Raw genomic sequence first — 17303 nt, forward strand, 5'->3', positions numbered from 1 at the left:
TATATTCGAGGTGTACATATGGTCGAAGAGCTTGCAAATTATTTAAGCGAACGTGATATTGAAGTTTTGGATTTGGATGGCTTAACGCTCCCTGTCCCAAAGGAAGGGGAGCACAAGATTCTCATTGCTCCCGGCTACAATCTGGTGGAAATGATGGAGGAAATCTGCGAAGAAGAAACCCTTTCTGAATATGTGAACAAGGAGCTGGAGCAGGTTCAGCGGTTAAGCATGAAAGATGTGTTGGGAAAAATCGTGGCTTCGCGATTATCCTATACGGATATTGCGCTGGAACCGGAAGAAATAGAAGGCAAGAGCTTTGAGGAATTATATCGTTCTTATTCATTATTATGGGAAGGCAGCGAAATGCTCAACGAAGAGTTTGGCGAATCGGATACCGAGCCCTTTGACTGGAATACGTCATGGGTACAGGGAAAGGTGGAAGAGGACGAGCAGGTGATCCTGCTGACGCTGCCGGCCGAAGCCGGATATGAAGCACCGCTGTGGGTTCCGATGGGAGGTTATAACGAATGTCCGCTGCCCGAGCATCAGTCGGTGATTTTTAAGCATTTTCAGCAGAGGTATCAGATTAACATCGTGGCCGTTTCGGAAGATACTTGGATTCTTCAGGCCGGAAAACGACCCCAAACGTTTGAAGAAGCATTACGGCTCGCCAAGGAGCATTTTATTTACTGCCAATATGTCATGGACGGGTTTCCGACGCTTGGACATTATGCGGACTATTTAATGAAGCGCGATATCTGGTATTTTTGGTGGGATTAAACGTCAGCTGCCGCGTGAAAACGCGGCTTTTTTTTATGTGGACAATGGTCAAAATATCCAAAGGCATGGTTATTTTCCGTTATTGTCATAAAGCATCATGAACCTTAACAATCGGATATTTACCAAGCTTGCCGATTCCCCTAATATGGAGTTACTTTCCGTCATTTAGCCGCGGGCATTTATGGCATGCTGCAAAACGGTGAGGTTGCGTGGTCATCGCTTGCACCTGATGGATACCATCCGAATGATGAGGGGCATGAGATATACGCCGGTTATTTGCAAGGATATTTGAAGGAGCTGCTGTCGACAAAGGCTGACTCATTGATGCTCGATCACTGCGGACATTTGCCCGCAGAACCGCTGACGGCGGGGAACTACGAATATGCCGTAATGCTCCCATATGAGCTAGCCGATTATACCGGGGATTTTCATATCCGGGAACTGCCGTCAGGTTCAAAGCTCATGAATTGGTGTTACGCAACAGATCACAGGTACTCTGATCATCCGAACGCTTCGTTTACGTTCACCGTGGAAGGACAAGGCGGCGGACTGCTGCTGTTATGCGGACCCGACACCGGAATCTTTGAATACTCGATCAACGGCGGGTCCATCGTACGGGTCAATCCCTTCGACGAGTGGTGCTTGAACGCTTATCGGCCAGTCAGCGCTACACTTTCCTAGACTTCATGTGCGCGGGCCGATCTCGATCATGGTTCGCAATACAGGACTCAAGGATAAGCGAAGCCTGGGTTCGGGCATGCGAGTGTTGAAGCTGCTAGCGAATTAGGCGGAATCGAAGGAATTCCGCGATGGGTTACACCAAGCTTGCAAAGGGCTGTTACTAGTAATGGGAGGTGTTGTCACTGCATATGCCTGGAAATCAAAACACTACAACTCCGATCGTCCTTTCGCTCAGGGATTACGAGGACCCGAATAACCCGGATGCGCAACCTGCCATGAAACGCGCGATTGAAGCCGCCAGGGCAATGGAAGGCTCGGTCATTCTGGACATACCGCCGGGGTGCTATCATTTTTATACTCAATCGGCCGATCGGGAAGCGTATTATATCTCGAATACAACCAGCGAGGAAGAGAATCCGGATGTGACCAAAACGATCGGGATTTGGCTTAAGGATCTGCACCATGTGACGCTCGAGGGGAACGGCGCTTTGTTTGTTTTCCACGGAAAGCAGACGATGCTTGTGCTCGATGGCTGCACGGATATTGAAATTCGCAATCTGCACTGGGATTACGCCGCACCGACCGTAACCGAAATGACGGTGGATAGGTGCGGTGATGCTTACCTTGACGTAACCGTTCACCCGGATTCACGCTATGATTGCGCAGGCGGCAAATTCGTATGGGTTGGCGAAGGCTGGCGTTTTAGTGATGGTCCGATGCAGTTATGCAGTGCGGATTTGGGTGCTGCCTGGCGCGTGAATAATTGGCTGGAGCGGGTGGTGTTTACCGAGGAGCTGTCGCCGCGTCGGCTTCGGTTTCATTTTGGAAATCAGGCCCCTCCGCACATGGCTCCCGGTACTATCGTGCAAATGCGCGACGGCATTCGGGACCAGGTTGGCATGTTGATCACCGGAAGCTCCGGGGTGACGCTAAGCGACATAGGCCTGCATTTCATGCATGGACTGGGTGTGGTTGGACAGTTCAGCAACAATCTGACCTTTGAGCGCTTGGATCTGACGCCGCGTCCGGAGACCGGCCGCACGGTGGCGGGATTTGCGGATTTCATCCACTTGTCGGGCTGCAGGGGGAAGGTCTCGATTCGGAATAGTCGGTTTGCAGGGGCGCATGATGATGGGATCAATGTCCACGGCACCTATCTTCGGATCGTTGGTAGACCAGCCTCCAATCAATTGCTTGTCAGGTTTATGCATCCGCAGACTTACGGATTTTCTGCTTTTCTGCCGGAAGATGAGGTTGCGTTCGTAAACGCGGATACGCTGAACCCCTACGCTTTCGGACGAGTCGCCGCTGTCGCCATGAAGTCGCCGCGCGAATGGCTGCTCACGTTGGAAAACGCAGTACCCGCTGACATCGGAGAACGGGACGTCCTTGAAAATATGACTTGGACGCCAGAAGTCGAAATTATCGGCAATACATTCGCCCGGATTCCCACGCGCGGAATTCTGGCGACGACGCCGCGGCCGATCGTGATTCGGGATAACACCTTCTTGAACATGCAGATGAGCGCGATACTGGTCGCAGCGGATGCATCTTCCTGGTACGAATCGGGCGCCGTAACGGATATGAGCATCGTGGATAACCGGTTTGTGAATTGCGGCGGTCCCGGACATGCCGTCATACGGATTGCGCCGGAGAATAAACATTATCATGCAGCCGTTCACCGAAACATTCGGATCACGTGCAACCGCTTTGAAACGACCGGGGAAGCTTGGTTAATGGCTAGAAGCACGGAGGGACTGATATTCCAAAATAACGTGATTCGGATGCAGGAAAAACACGGCCTTGCAGGGAATACCCGTACGGACGAACGCGTCCTTTTGGAAGCCTGCACGGGAACGGATATTTCCTGTAATGACTTGGAGCATGACGAATTGAAATAAAGGAGGCAAGGCGAGTGGGAGCAAACATGAAATTACAGTATGTGAAACCGGCGACGGTCTGGACCGAGGCGCTGCCGATCGGCAACGGACGTCTTGGAGGCATGGTCTACGGCGGCGTGGAGCGTGAAACGATCAGCTTGAACGAGGACACGCTCTGGTCCGGTTATCCCAGGGATTGGAACAACCCGTCTGCCTTGGAAGCGCTGCCAGAGATCCGGGAGCTGGCAAGCCAGGGACGTTATATGGAGGCTGATCAGCTAGGGCGCAAGATGATGGGGCCCTATACGGAATCTTACCTGCCGTTAGGAGACTTATGCCTCAGGTTTGATCATGGAGGCGTGTTTCATTCTTACCGTAGAACGCTGGATATCGCCAATGCCGTTCAACGAACGGAATACCGCATCGGCGAGGTGACCTACACAAGGGAATGCTTCGCGTCCAGCCCGGACCAGATGATTGCCTTGCGGTTAACCTCGAGCGCTGCTTGCGCCCTGAACTTTCATGCCTATCTGGAAAGCCCGCTGCGTTATACCGTAAAGACCGAAGAAGATATGTACGCCATGTCGGGATTTGCGCCGGAACGCGTCGAGCCCAGCTACGTTTCTTCTGATCGTCCAATCCGTTACGGCGATCCTGAACATACCTCTGCCATGGCCTTCAACGGTCGGCTGGCGGTGGCCGAAACGGATGGCCGCGTTACCGTGGATTCAGCTGGCATTCATGTACTGGATGCGAGCGAAGCGGTCATTTACTTCACCGCGGCCACCAGCTTCAACGGATTTGACCAAATTCCCGGTCACCGCGATGGCGGAGATCATCCGGCGGCTGCCGCCGCGGCTATAGCTGCGGGGACCATGAAAGCCGCATGCAGCCAGTCTTGGACAGAGCTGCGCGATCGGCACATCAACGATTATCGCAGCCTGTTTGACCGCGTCAGCCTTCGATTAGGCGAGACGCTGGCAGCCGGAGATATGGACACGGAGGAGAGAATCGAGCGATTCGGTGCCCGGGATCCAGGCATGGTCGAGCTGCTGTTCCACTATGGCCGCTATCTCCTGATTTCAAGCTCCAGGCCCGGAACGCAAGCCGCCAATCTTCAGGGGATATGGAATGCCTCAACCCGGCCGCCGTGGAGCAGCAATTGGACCTTAAACATCAATGCGCAAATGAACTATTGGCCCGCGGAGGTATGCAATTTGGCGGAATGCCATCAGCCTCTGCTGGAGCTGATCAGAAGCCTGTCGGTAAACGGTGCGGAAACCGCCGCCGTCCATTATGGCACCCGGGGCTGGACCGTTCATCACAATACGGATATCTGGGCCCATACCGCACCGGTCGGCAATTACGGGGACGGCGATCCTTCCTGGGCGCTTTGGCAAATGGGAGGAATCTGGTTAACCCAGCACTTATGGGAGCATTACGCATACAGCGGCGATGAAGCTTATTTACGATCGTTCGCTTATCCCCTGATGAAGGAAGCTTCTTTATTTGCTTTGGACTGGCTTATAGAAAACGACGCAGGCCATCTCGTGACCTCGCCGTCGACCTCGCCTGAGCATAAATTCCGCACGTCTGAAGGGATGGCGGCCATCAGCGAAGGGGCGACCATGGATATTTCCCTCATATGGGAGTTGTTCACCAATTGCATGGAAGCCGCCGGCATTCTCGGCGTGGATGAGGAATTCCGGGAGGAATGGAGCAGCAAACGCGAACGTTTGCTGCCTCTGAAGGTCGGCCGATACGGCCAGCTGCAGGAATGGTCCCATGACTCCGAGGATGAGGACGTATTTCATCGGCACACGTCCCACCTGGTCGGGGTTTATCCTGGACGGCAGCTATCTGCGGAAGAAAGCCCGGATCTGTTTGCAGCTGCCCAAACCTCTTTGGAGCGTCGCGGGGAGGAAAGCACGGGCTGGAGCCTGGGCTGGCGGGTGGCGCTATGGAGCCGTTTCGGTGACGGCAACCGTGCGCTCCGGCTGTTAACCAATATGCTGAGATTGGTGCGGGACGGGGACTCGGAGCGTTACGACCACGGAGGTGTGTATGCGAGTTTATTAGGAGCGCATCCTCCTTTTCAGATCGACGGCAACTTCGCAGCTACAGCGGGAATTGCGGAAATGCTGCTGCAGTCGCATCGCTCCTTACTCATGCTGCTGCCGGCTCTGCCGGATGCATGGCAGGAAGGCGAGGTACGTGGATTGCGGGCACGAGGCGGCTTTGAAGTCGGTATTCGCTGGAAGAATGGAAGACTGACGGAGGCAGAGATCATGTCACGTTTAGGGAATGTATGCAGCGTAAGCATAGGCAATGGAAATGGGATTGCGGTTTACCAAGGCGATACCAGCATTCCCGTACCGGTCTCCGCCAAAGGCGTAGTTTCATTTGAAACAGAACAGGGCTTAACCTATCGACTGGTCACGGATCACGCAGGGGAGCCCGGAGCTTGATCGGCATAATGGAGACCTTTTCGATGGTATCCATACATTATACTATGTTAAAAAAAGACTCCTTCAAGGAGTCTTTTTTAAGTTAACTCAGAAGAAAATTCCAATTAAATTATTATTTTTGTAGTCGAAACGTCCGGGAAGTGGGTATTAATTGTTAAACGGTTGACAACCTGTATATACATGTATATGATTTTCCTATATGCAACCTGTATATACAAGATGACGAGGAGGACCCAGTTACATGCAGAACCCAGGAACCCAATCTCAAGATTGGTGGAGAACTTCGACGGTTTATCAGGTATACCCGAAGAGCTTCAACGATACAACCGGCCGGGGTACCGGCGATATACGCGGGCTCATGGAAAAGCTTGATTATATAAAGGGACTTGGCATCGACATTGTGTGGCTCCAGCCGGTGTATGTTTCTCCGCAAAATGATAACGGTTACGACGTCGCGGATTATTGCAGCATCGATCCTGCATACGGGACGATGGACGATTTCGATGAACTTGTTGCCGAATTAAAAAAGAGAGACATGCATTTGATGATCGACATCGTCGTGAATCATTCTTCAACCGAGCATCGATGGTTTAAAGAAGCCATTTCCTCACGCGATAACCCGTATCGCGACTATTACATCTGGCGGGATCCCGCGGAAGACGGCGGCCCGCCGAATAACTGGCAATCCAAGTTTGGAGGCCCGGCGTGGCAGTATGACGAGGGGACAGGGCAATATTACTTGACATTGTTTGACAAAACGCAGGCCGATCTGAATTGGGAGAACGAGAAGGTCCGGGCGGAGGTTGTGGACATTCTCACGTTCTGGGCGGACAAGGGCGTCAGCGGATTCCGGATGGATGTCATCAATCTTATTTCGAAGGATCCCGCTTATCCCGATGATGACGGTTCCGTGGCGCCTGGCGACGGGCGCAGGTTTTATACGGATGGCCCCCGCGTGCATGAATACATTAAGGAATTGAACGAAAAAGTGTTCAAGCCTTACAATCTCGTCACGGTAGGAGAAATGTCCTCCACAACCTTGGAGCATTGCATTCGTTACTCGAACCCGAAGGAGAACGAATTCTCCATGACGTTCAACTTCCACCACTTGAAGGTGGACTACCCCAACGGGCAAAAGTGGGAGCTCAAGCCTTACGATTTCGAAGAATTGAAGCGGGTGCTTTCCGATTGGCAGATCGGCATGCAGAAGGGCGGAGGCTGGAATGCCCTCTTCTGGAATAACCATGATCAGCCGCGGGCGCTGACCCGGTTCACCAATGATGGCGAATACCGCTCGGAAAGCGCAAAAATGCTGGCTACGACGCTTCACGGATTGCAGGGCACGCCATATGTGTATCAGGGCGAAGAGATCGGCATGCCCGATCCGAAGTGGAATGACATATCCGAGTTCAGGGATGTTGAATCTCTAAACATGTATACCATCCTCCAAGAGCAAGGAAGAACGCCGGAGGAGGCTGCCCATATCGTCAGGGTGCGCTCGCGCGACAACTCCAGATTACCCATGCCTTGGCATGACGGCGATCAAGCGGGATTTACGACGGGGACGCCTTGGATCAAGCTCGATGAGCGGTATCCGCTGATCAATGCGCAATCCGAAGTGGATAATCCGCAATCGATCTATCATCATTACCGGAAACTGATTGAAATGCGTAAGAACCTTCCGGTAATGACGGACGGTGAATATGTTCGTCTGGATGAAGGCCATCCCGAAATATATGCGTATGCCAGAACGAACAAGGAGCAGACGCTTGTTGTCATTTCCAATTTCAGCGACCGCGACGTATCGTTCGAGCTGCCCGAGAAAATGAAAGACAATCTGACCGAAAGTCGATCAGTTCAGCTGTTAATTGGCAACACAACGGAAGAACCCAAGCTCATGCCAACAGTTGCACTTCGACCGTATGCTTCCTATATGTGGCTTATTCACAATAACTAAATTCATAAATGTCAGGAGCGTAGAGCTATGGCCATTGATCGCAAAAACGTGGAGCGCATTGTCGAGGCAGTCGGCGGAAAAGACAATATCGAAGCCGCTACGCATTGCGTAACCCGATTAAGATTTGCCCTGGTGGACGACAGCAAGGTGGATTCCCGGGCACTTGATGAGAACGACCTGGTGAAAGGGCAGTTCTCTTCCCAGGGTCAATTTCAGGTCGTAATCGGACCGGGTCTTGTAGACCAGGTTTACAACGAAATGATGGATATCACCGGCGGTGCGAGAGTATCGAAGGATGAAGTGAAGAACATTGCGAGCAAGAAGCAAAATCCGCTTCAGCGTGCCATTAAAACGCTTGCGGATATTTTCATCCCGATTCTGCCGGCGATCGTCATGGCAGGTTTATTGTTAGGGATTAACAATCTGCTTACGGGGCCGGGCATATTCTATGAAGGACAATCGTTGATTCAGGTCCATCCCGAGTGGGCGGACGTAGCCTCGATCATCAATCTGATTGCAAGCACCGCCTTTACTTTCCTGCCTGTCCTGATCGGCTGGTCGGCGGTACGTCAGTTCGGTGGCAATCCGCTCCTTGGAATCGTGCTGGGCCTGATCCTGGTAAACCCGGATCTGCTTAGCGCCTACCAGTATGCGGATGCCAAACTTGAAGGCACGGTTCCGGTTTGGAACCTGTTCGGCTTTGAAGTGGAGAAAATCGGTTATCAAGGCCAGGTGCTGCCGGTTCTTGTCTCGGCTTATATTTTGGCCAAAATCGAGAAGTTTCTGAACAAACGCGTCCACGATTCCATCAAGCTGCTTGTCGTGGCACCCGTTGCCCTGTTGGTGACCGGGTTCCTCGCGTTTGTTCTGGTGGGGCCGATCACATTTGCCATCGGCAACGTTCTTACTTCAGGCCTCGTCAGCATTTTTGATTCCTTTGCCGCTCTGGGCGGTCTGATCTATGGCGGACTGTATGCACTCCTTGTTATTACGGGGATGCATCATACCTTCCTTGCGGTGGACATTCAGCTCATCGGCAGCGAAGGCGGAACGTTCCTGTGGCCGATGCTGGCGCTGTCTAATATTGCTCAAGGTGCCGCAGCGCTGGCCATGATGTTTATCATGAAGGAGCAGAAGGCGAAAGGACTTGCCGTTACATCTTCCATCTCGGCCTTCTTGGGGGTTACGGAGCCCGCCATCTTCGGGGTCAACGTTCGCCATAAATATCCTTTTATTTTCGGTATGATCGGATCCGGGATTGCCGGCGTGCTGCTGGCCGTGAACAACGTTCTGGCTTCATCGATCGGCGTGGGCGGAATTCCGGGATTCCTGTCCATCTTCCCTAACCAGTGGGGTGTCTTCTTCATTGGTATGGCGATTGTACTGGTCGTTCCGTTCGCGGGGACATTGCTGTTCGGGCGCTACCAGTTGTCCAAGCAGTCTAGACATGCAACTGCAGCGGATGGGAATGCTGCCGGCATAGATGGAAGAGCGCAAGCTGTGAATACGGAATCGAACGGCAGTCTTCAATCCGGGTCGTTCGCGTCGACGGAAACGGCAAACCCTTCAACCGTGGAAGCGGAGCAACAAGGCGCTGTAGAGGTCAAGGCACCGATCAAAGGGAAAGTGGTTCCCCTGTCAGAGGTACCGGATCCTGCCTTCGCCGATAAACAAATGGGCCAGGGGATTGCCATCATCCCGTCCGAAGGCAAAGTGTATGCTCCATTTGACGGCCAAGTCGCCCATCTCATCAAGAAGAGCAAACATGCGATTATTTTGACGGATGCGAACGGAATCCAGATCCTGATTCACGTCGGAATCAACACCGTTTCGTTAAAAGGCGAAGGATTCACGGCACATGTCGAAACGGGTGCGGAGATAAGGAAAGGGCAGCTGCTGCTTGAATTCGATATCGATCGCATTCAGCAAGCCGGATTGCCGGTCATTACGCCGGTCATTATTCCGGATGGGCAAGACCACATTCAGAACGTGACGGAGTTTGAAGGCGAGGCGCTTCCTGGCGAAACGCGAGTGCTTCAGGTGACACTCGGTAATGGAAGCTGATAGGTTCCTATTTAACATGTGTTGGCTGCTGGAAAATGGTACAATAGCTGATGGTGATAAAGGATGACGAACAACATTTATTGGACGCTGTATAAAGACTATGCCGACCAAATCGAAACCGGCGCTTTGCAGCCCGGCAGCAAGCTGCCCTCGGAGAACGAGCTTGCGGCAACCTATCAAATTACAAGGGAAACGGTCCGCAAGGGATTGAATTTACTCGCCCAAAACGGCTATATTCATAAGGTGAAAGGCAAAGGTTCGTTTGTGCTGGATACAGGAAGAATGAATTTCCCGGTTACGGGGCTTGTCAGTTATAAGGAAATGGCGGAGCGGATTGGCCGGAAAAGCCGTACGATTGTGCATGAAACGGAGTGCGTTCCGGCCGGGGAAGCCATCGCCAAGGAGCTGCACACCCGCCCGGACCGGCTCGTGTGGAAGGTGATCCGATCCAGGGAAATTGAAGGGGAGCGCATCATCCTCGATGTGGATTATTTGCTTGCCGACATCGTGACGGGTTTAACGAGAGAAATTACGGGCGATTCCATCTATCAATACTTGGAGCAGGAGCTCCATCTAAAGATCAGTTACTCGAAAAAAATCATCTCCGTGGAACGAGCTACGACGATGGACCAGTCCTATATGGATCTTGGAAGCGATACCCATGTCGTCGTCGTCCGAGGTTACGTCCACTTGGAAGATACCACGCTTTTCCAGTACACGGAATCCAGACATCGATTGGATAAATTTCAGTTTGTGGATTTTGCAAGAAGGGAATCCAATCATGATTTTGGAGACAAATAGAAGTGAAGTTAGCCGCGAGTTTATCGCGGCTTTTTTTATTGGCTTCCCATGTCGCTCATTCGTAAAGGCCATGCAGATCAGCAGCGTAATAGATGAAATAAAGAGGAAAACTCCTGGTTGATGTTGAAGCTGTACTTAGAGGCAAAGATTCAAGCAATCCAGTTAAAGGAGCTGATGGATCATGGATTTGGGACTCCATGGAAAGGTTGCGTTGATTACCGGGGGGAGCAGGGGGATTGGCCTTGAAACCGCCGTTACGTTTGCGTTGGAAGGGGCTAAAGTTGCCATATGTGCACGAGATGAGGAGCAGTTAAGGGCTGCCGCGGATCATATCAGGCATCTATCGAAATCCGAAGCGTTAACCATCGCAGCGGATGTTACGAAACCTGAGGATTGTATGCGAGCCGTAACCGAAACGCTCAGAAGCTACGGACGGCTCGATATCCTGGTGAACAATGCCGGAACCGCCGCAGCGAAGCCGTTTGAGCAGATCGACGACGAATCATGGGCATCCGATCTGGATCTCAAGCTGTTCGGCGCGATTCGTTTTTCGCGTGCGGCCGTCCCTCATCTGCGGAATTCCGGCGGCGGCGCGATTATTAATGTGACGACATCCTGGGCCAAAACGCCGCCGGCTTCATCCATGCCAAGCAGCGTCAGCCGCGCAGCGGGACAAGCCATGACCAAAGCGATGAGTCACGATTTGGCGAAAGACCATATCCGGGTAAACACCGTATGTATCGGAACGATACGGAGTGCACAGCTTGAGGCGCGTTGGAAACGTGAATCACCTGAACTCACCTGGGACCAGTACGCCCGGGATCCGCGCCATAACATCCCGCTCGGGCGTATCGGCGATACGGAGGAAGCGGCAAAAGTCATCGTATTTTTGGCTTCCGATGCTGCTTCCTATGTTACAGGAACTTCCATCAATATTGACGGGGGTTCAGCTCCGGCTTTGTAAGGGGTCAGCATTTAAATGATGGGGATATGATTTGGAGCATGGAGGTTCATGCATGCTGGTAAAATTTATAATATTTTCATAACGAATATTATGTAAACCATGGTGCTTCGGAACGGGCAGCCCTTGTTTGAAGACATGGCGATGATGTCGTAATTTTATATATGATTTGTCGCATAGTTGGACTAAAAAAATGTGCAAGATGTGATACCTTATATGTGGATGTTCGGAAAACAAATGACGGGCTGCCGGAAGGAGTGATTTCCCTCATTGTTACTTTTTTTCTAAGACGCCATAGGGATAGAGCAGTCATAGGACCACTTCCCTAAACGTGGTGCGTACACCAACCCTTCGGATGGATGAAGGTTATCCACATGCCGACTGGAGGCCGCTCTTTGTTGAGGGTGATGTGCCTTTCAGAGATTCGTAGAGGTGTTGTGACAGAATTACATACAACGATCTGCTTGTTTTATAAGGCGTTTCGAATAAGCAGAAATTATGAATTTTAAAAAAACAATGAAAAGTGATGGTGATGATCCATGTCTAAAGTGTATCGTATTGGAATTATCGGCTGCGGCGGAATCGCAAACGGGAAGCATCTTCCGAGCTTAAGCAGATTAAACAACGTGGAGCTCGTGGCATTCTGCGATATCGTAATTGATCGGGCAGAAGCAGCGGCTAGCAAGTACGGTATTGAGGAAGCAAAAGTGTATGGCGATTATAAAGAGCTGCTGCAGGATCAAAGCATCGATATTATCCATGTCTTGACCCCTAATGATTCTCATGCCGAGATTTCCATTGCTTCGCTAGAAGCGGGAAAACATGTGATGTGCGAGAAGCCGATGGCCAAAACGGCCGCCGATGCCAAGCTTATGATGGAAACCGCGAAGCGCACAGGCAAGAAATTGACGATCGGATACAATAACCGATTCCGTGAAGACAGTCTTTACCTGAAACAGGTATGCGAAGCCGGCGAACTCGGAAATATTTATTTTGCCAAAGCGCATGCCGTACGGAGAAGAGCCGTGCCGACTTGGGGCGTATTTTTGGATGAGGAAAAACAAGGCGGCGGGCCGCTTATCGACATCGGCACGCACGCGCTCGATCTGACGCTCTGGATGATGGATAATTACAAGCCGAAGATTGTACTCGGCACCACATACCATGAACTGTCCCGCAAGGAGAATGCGGCCAATGCTTGGGGACCTTGGGATCCCGAAAAATTCACGGTGGAAGATTCCGCCTTCGGCATGATTGTGATGGAGAACGGCGCAACCATTATGCTGGAATCCAGCTGGGCGCTCAATACGCTTGAAGTCGATGAAGCCAAATGCTCGCTGAGCGGTTCGGAAGGCGGAGCCGATATGAAGAACGGTCTTCGCATCAACGGCGAGAAATTCAGCCGCCTGTATACAAACGAAATCGAATTGAACTCCGGCGGGGTTGCGTTCTACGACGGCAAGAAGGAGCAAGCTCCGGATGTTGAGATGAGAAGATGGATCGAGGCTATCGACCAGGATAAGGATCCTGTCGTAACCCCAGAACAAGCTTATGTTGTATCTCGAATCTTGGAAGCTCTATACGAATCCGCAAAAATCGGCAAGGCCGTTTATCTGGACTAAGTCCATCTTAAATCGGGTTCATCCCGAAGAAGCCCTGATCAACAGGGCTTCTTTTAGTTGCGAAAGTATCAAGTCTAGCAATCCATGAATCGCGGGCGAATGAGATTTACATAATGGGTAATAATAAGCTCATTAAATCGGAAGGATGGGGTCATGGACATGATATTTATTTATAATGATTATGGCGGAACCCATACAACATCTCTGGCTGCAGCTTATCATTTGAATAAATTGCCGACCAATCGCCAGCTTACGAAAGAGGAGATTCTGGCGGTAGACTATTTCGATAAACTGAATACGTCCGATATGGGTAAACTTATCTTTCACGGTCTGGACGAGAACGGGAACCCCGTGTACACCATTGGACGGGGTTCATCCAAAGTCGTAGTTCCCGCGTTGGAAAATGTGTGCTTGATTCTTCAAGACAAATACCAGAATGACGAGCCGATCGTATTCTCCAACACATCGCCTACCGTGCCCATCATCATGTCGATCGGGGGATTTTTGTCCAAGAGGCTAAAACTGAGTTTCGTCGGCAGTCCGTTATTGGTGGCAGGGGCCAAGCAGTGCTGCAGCACGATCCGCGAGCTGGTCTTATATACTAAACAAACGGCGGCATCGAGGTCCGGCTCGGAGTCCGTTATCGTGATGGAGAACAAGAATTTCTCACCTTAACCATAGCAAGGCATCATGAAGCTGAGAGGATAATCCTGAATTTGCAGGGTTATCTTCTTTTTTTATCATTCGCCGAGCATCTTATGAGCTGCTTGATCTGGTATAATTTAGGGACGCTTGATCGGATCGGGGAACCGTCTCGCATTTATAACTCAGTCCCATCGTCCCGCGGTCCATACGGCAACATGAAGGGGAGTGATGGTAATGAAACGTTTATTCACAATCAGCACTTGGGTTGTCATTGTGACGTATCTCTTACTCCTGATGATGGGATGGTTCAGAGGAACGTTATCCATTCGTGCCGTTATTTTCATGACCGTCATTACCATCTTGATTATCGCCATTGTGTATGGGCTGACTAAACTGATTCGATACTTAAACCGTAAGCTGTATAAAGAGCTGAAGCGCATGATGAAATAATCGTTCGGCTGGTGAAGCAAAGGGTGACGCCGGGGGTCAATCGACTCCGTGGATGTCATCCTTTTGTTTGTTCGGACAACATTTTCGCAAAAGTTTACAGCCTGTTTTCTTCGGCAATAATGGGGGAATAGCATCTGTGAGAGGAAGAATGTTCTTATGCGGTATCGAAGAAGAACCGGCCGTTCCAACAAAAACAACACCAAAGATACCCCATCGGCTGCTGCAACGAAGAAAGATTCTAATGCTTTAAGCCCGGAACTCGATAGCAACCTGAACCATATCCGAAGGACTCTCGGTAACAGCACCGATATCGTCATCAGGGAAATCCCGCTTGACGAAGGCGAAAAACACTATATGGCTGTTGTATACACGGACGGCCTGGCCGATCAAAAGATCATTTCGGAATCCATCATGTCCGCTGTAGCCGACATTGCGAAATCCAGGGCTAGAGAAAATACGGAGTATGGGAAACCATTGGAAGCTCAAAAGGTACTAGAAGAAATCTCTTTCATAAGCAAAGAGATACAGTCCATATCTGACTATAAAACGCTGTTCCATTCTTTATTGTCGGGAGACGCGATCGTGCTGGTTGATGGCTTGGATCGAGGCATCGCGGCCGGCGCCCGGGGATGGAAGGACCGCGGAGTCATGGAAACATCGGCTGAAAATGTCGTGCGCGGCCCGCGCGAATCCTTTACGGAGGCAGTTCGAACGAATACGGCTTTGATTCGCCGAAAGATCAAGGATCCTCATCTATGGATGGAAACGAAGCAGATCGGACGCATTACGCAAACGGATGTCGTTATGATGTACATCGATGGCATCGCCAACGAGAAAATTGTCGGCGAAGTGCGCACTCGGTTGGAACGAATCGATGTTGACAGCATCTTGGAGAGCGGTTATATCGAGGAGCTTGTGCAGGATAAGACCCTGACTCCTTTTCCCACGATTTATAATACCGAGCGACCCGACGTGGTCGCAGCCGAGCTGCTGGAAGGCAAAATCGCGATTATCGTGGACGGCACTCCATTCGTTCTGATCGTTCCTGCCTTATTTGTTTCGTTCTTGCATGCTGCAGAGGATTACTACCAGCGCGCGGATATCAGCTCGTTTCTGCGGATACTGCGCTATCTGAGCATATTCATTTCGTTGCTTGGGCCATCACTTTATGTGGCGATAACCACCTTTCACCACGAAATGCTGCCGACACGGCTCCTATTCGGGCTAGCTGGACAGCGCGAGCAAATCCCATTTCCCGCCTTCGTTGAGGCGGTCCTCATGGAGGTAACCTTCGAAATTCTGAGGGAGGCAGGCGTTCGGCTGCCTAAAAACATCGGATCCGCTATTTCCATCGTAGGAACGCTGGTCATTGGACAAGCCGCCGTTGAAGCAGGGATCATCTCTCCAGCCATGGTTATTGTGGTGGCTATTACCGCTATATCCAGCTTTGTTGTTCCATCTTTTAACATGTCTATTGCTTTTCGGATGCTCCGGTTTCCGTTAATGGCGCTTGCCGGGTCCTTCGGACTGTTCGGCATTTTAGTTGGGGTCATCGCGATCATACTCCATTTGTGCAGCCTTCGTTCGTTCGGAATTCCGTATATGTCGCCTTTTGCCCCATTAATTCCGGAGGGGCAAAAAGATTCCATTTTGCGGCTGCCACACTGGATGCTGATAAACCGCCCCCGACTGATCAATCAGGACAACGAGAAGCGCAGGAAAGACAAACCTCCCCAGAAGTCGCGGGAATAGTTGAATGCAGATCAGTGGGAAAGCGAGTGAAATGGAATGAAACGGATATTGGCGCTGCTGCTCCTGCATATCGTAATCATGCTTCTTCTTAGCGGATGCTGGAATCGCAGGGAGTTAAACGAGCTGGCCATAGCGGTGGCCGCAGGGGTAGATTGGGTGGACGGCCGCTACCGACTGTCGATCCAGGTCGCTATCCCTGGGCAGGTTACCGCCAAACGAAGCGGCGGTCCCCAAGCGCCAGCTACGCTGTATACAGCCGAAGGCGACACCATATTTGAAGCGGCGCGGAGAATGACCCAGATTAGCCCGCGAAAAATATATTTTTCTCATTTGCGGATGTTTCTGATGGATGAGGCGATGGCAAGGGAAGGGATAGCCAAAGTTCTGGATCTGTTATCCAGGGATCACGAATTCAGACCTGATTTCTACCTGGCAATTACCAAAGGGGCAACGGTCGAGGAAACCTTGAAAATCATGACCCCCATGGAAACGATTCCTGCAAATAAACTATACGATTCCCTGCAAATCTCCGAGAAGGTATGGTCACCGAGCATGGCCGTAACGCTGGATGAATTGATCAACGACATTACCAGCATTGGAAAACATCCCGTGCTAACCGGACTTGTGATTACAGGGAACCGGGAAATTGGAAAAACAAAGAAAAACGTAGAAAATATCCAAACGCCAAGCCAATTGAAATATTCGGGGTTTGCTGTTTTTAAAAATGACAAGCTGATTGGCTGGTTAAATGAGAAAGATAGCAGAGGATATCGATTTATAATGGGGGACGTTAAAAGCTCTGTAGGTTTCATACCCTGCCATAACGACGGCAAGGTCGTAGTGGAGACGCTTAGGACCGATGCGAAGCTTAAGGGAAGAATCGTGCAATCCCGTCCCGAGATGAGCATCAAGTTAAATATCGAAGGAAATATCGGCTCCGTGGAGTGCAGCGGGTTGGATTTATCGCAGCCTGAAACGGTGAGGGAACTTGAAGAGGAAATGGAGGAAAGGTTAACTCGATTTTTGGAGTCGGTGATCGATAAAGTACAAACGGAGCTTAAAGTGGACATATTCGGTTTCGGAGAAACGTTTCACCGTTCTCATCCTAAACAATGGAAAGAGATGCAGGATGCGTGGAATGACCGATATTTCCCGAACCTAAAGACCCATGTCAACGTGGATTACAAAATCCGGCGAACCGGCACAACCAATAATTCATTTCTAAATGATATTAAGGAATGA

Annotated in this window: 13 protein-coding genes; all 13 read left to right on the forward strand. The window is 50.9% G+C overall.

Annotated features, from left to right (window positions below; genetic code table 11):
• Positions 1-18: 18 nt before the first annotated feature.
• The 13 genes from MHH82_RS13915 (at position 19) to MHH82_RS13975 (ending at position 17303) form a co-directional block, all read left to right on the forward strand.
• Positions 19-780 carry a DUF4253 domain-containing protein gene (locus MHH82_RS13915; RefSeq protein WP_340966252.1) on the forward strand — a complete coding sequence of 254 codons (762 nt, stop codon included), beginning with the start codon at positions 19-21 and terminating at the stop codon, positions 778-780.
• Positions 781-966: 186 nt separating this feature from the next.
• Positions 967-1461 (forward strand): hypothetical protein, encoded by a 495-nt coding sequence (locus MHH82_RS13920; RefSeq protein WP_340966255.1) that lies wholly within the window; start codon positions 967-969, stop codon positions 1459-1461.
• Positions 1462-1649: 188 nt separating this feature from the next.
• A complete protein-coding gene (locus tag MHH82_RS13925; RefSeq protein WP_340966256.1) occupies positions 1650-3362 on the forward strand; it encodes a right-handed parallel beta-helix repeat-containing protein in 1713 nt (570 codons plus the stop codon).
• 26 nt (positions 3363-3388) lie between these two features.
• The gene (locus MHH82_RS13930; protein ID WP_340969956.1) at positions 3389-5809 is read left to right on the forward strand and encodes a glycoside hydrolase family 95 protein; all 2421 of its coding nucleotides are present in this window, start codon (positions 3389-3391) and stop codon (positions 5807-5809) included.
• Between the two features lie 241 nt (positions 5810-6050).
• Entirely contained in the window at positions 6051-7766 is a 1716-nt protein-coding gene (gene treC / locus MHH82_RS13935) for an alpha,alpha-phosphotrehalase (RefSeq protein WP_015734965.1), read from the forward strand.
• Positions 7767-7793: 27 nt separating this feature from the next.
• Positions 7794-9830, forward strand: a complete 2037-nt coding sequence (treP, locus tag MHH82_RS13940; protein WP_015734966.1) for a PTS system trehalose-specific EIIBC component — start codon at positions 7794-7796, stop codon at positions 9828-9830.
• Between the two features lie 63 nt (positions 9831-9893).
• Positions 9894-10631, forward strand: a complete 738-nt coding sequence (gene treR, locus MHH82_RS13945; protein WP_015734967.1) for a trehalose operon repressor — start codon at positions 9894-9896, stop codon at positions 10629-10631.
• A gap of 181 nt (positions 10632-10812) precedes the next feature.
• On the forward strand, positions 10813-11595 hold the full coding sequence (locus MHH82_RS13950; protein ID WP_015734968.1) for an SDR family NAD(P)-dependent oxidoreductase: 783 nt from the start codon (positions 10813-10815) through the stop codon (positions 11593-11595).
• 536 nt (positions 11596-12131) lie between these two features.
• Positions 12132-13214 carry a Gfo/Idh/MocA family protein gene (locus tag MHH82_RS13955; RefSeq protein ID WP_015734969.1) on the forward strand — a complete coding sequence of 361 codons (1083 nt, stop codon included), beginning with the start codon at positions 12132-12134 and terminating at the stop codon, positions 13212-13214.
• Positions 13215-13373: 159 nt separating this feature from the next.
• Complete coding sequence (locus MHH82_RS13960) at positions 13374-13889, forward strand: DUF3189 family protein (protein ID WP_015734970.1); 516 nt, start codon at positions 13374-13376, stop codon at positions 13887-13889.
• A 204-nt stretch (positions 13890-14093) separates the two neighbouring features.
• Positions 14094-14309 (forward strand): hypothetical protein, encoded by a 216-nt coding sequence (locus MHH82_RS13965; protein ID WP_015734971.1) that lies wholly within the window; start codon positions 14094-14096, stop codon positions 14307-14309.
• Positions 14310-14465: 156 nt separating this feature from the next.
• Complete coding sequence (locus tag MHH82_RS13970) at positions 14466-16061, forward strand: spore germination protein (protein WP_340966264.1); 1596 nt, start codon at positions 14466-14468, stop codon at positions 16059-16061.
• Between the two features lie 36 nt (positions 16062-16097).
• Positions 16098-17303 carry a Ger(x)C family spore germination protein gene (locus MHH82_RS13975; RefSeq protein ID WP_015734973.1) on the forward strand — a complete coding sequence of 402 codons (1206 nt, stop codon included), beginning with the start codon at positions 16098-16100 and terminating at the stop codon, positions 17301-17303.

Source organism: Bacillus sp. FSL K6-6540, assembly GCF_038007545.1.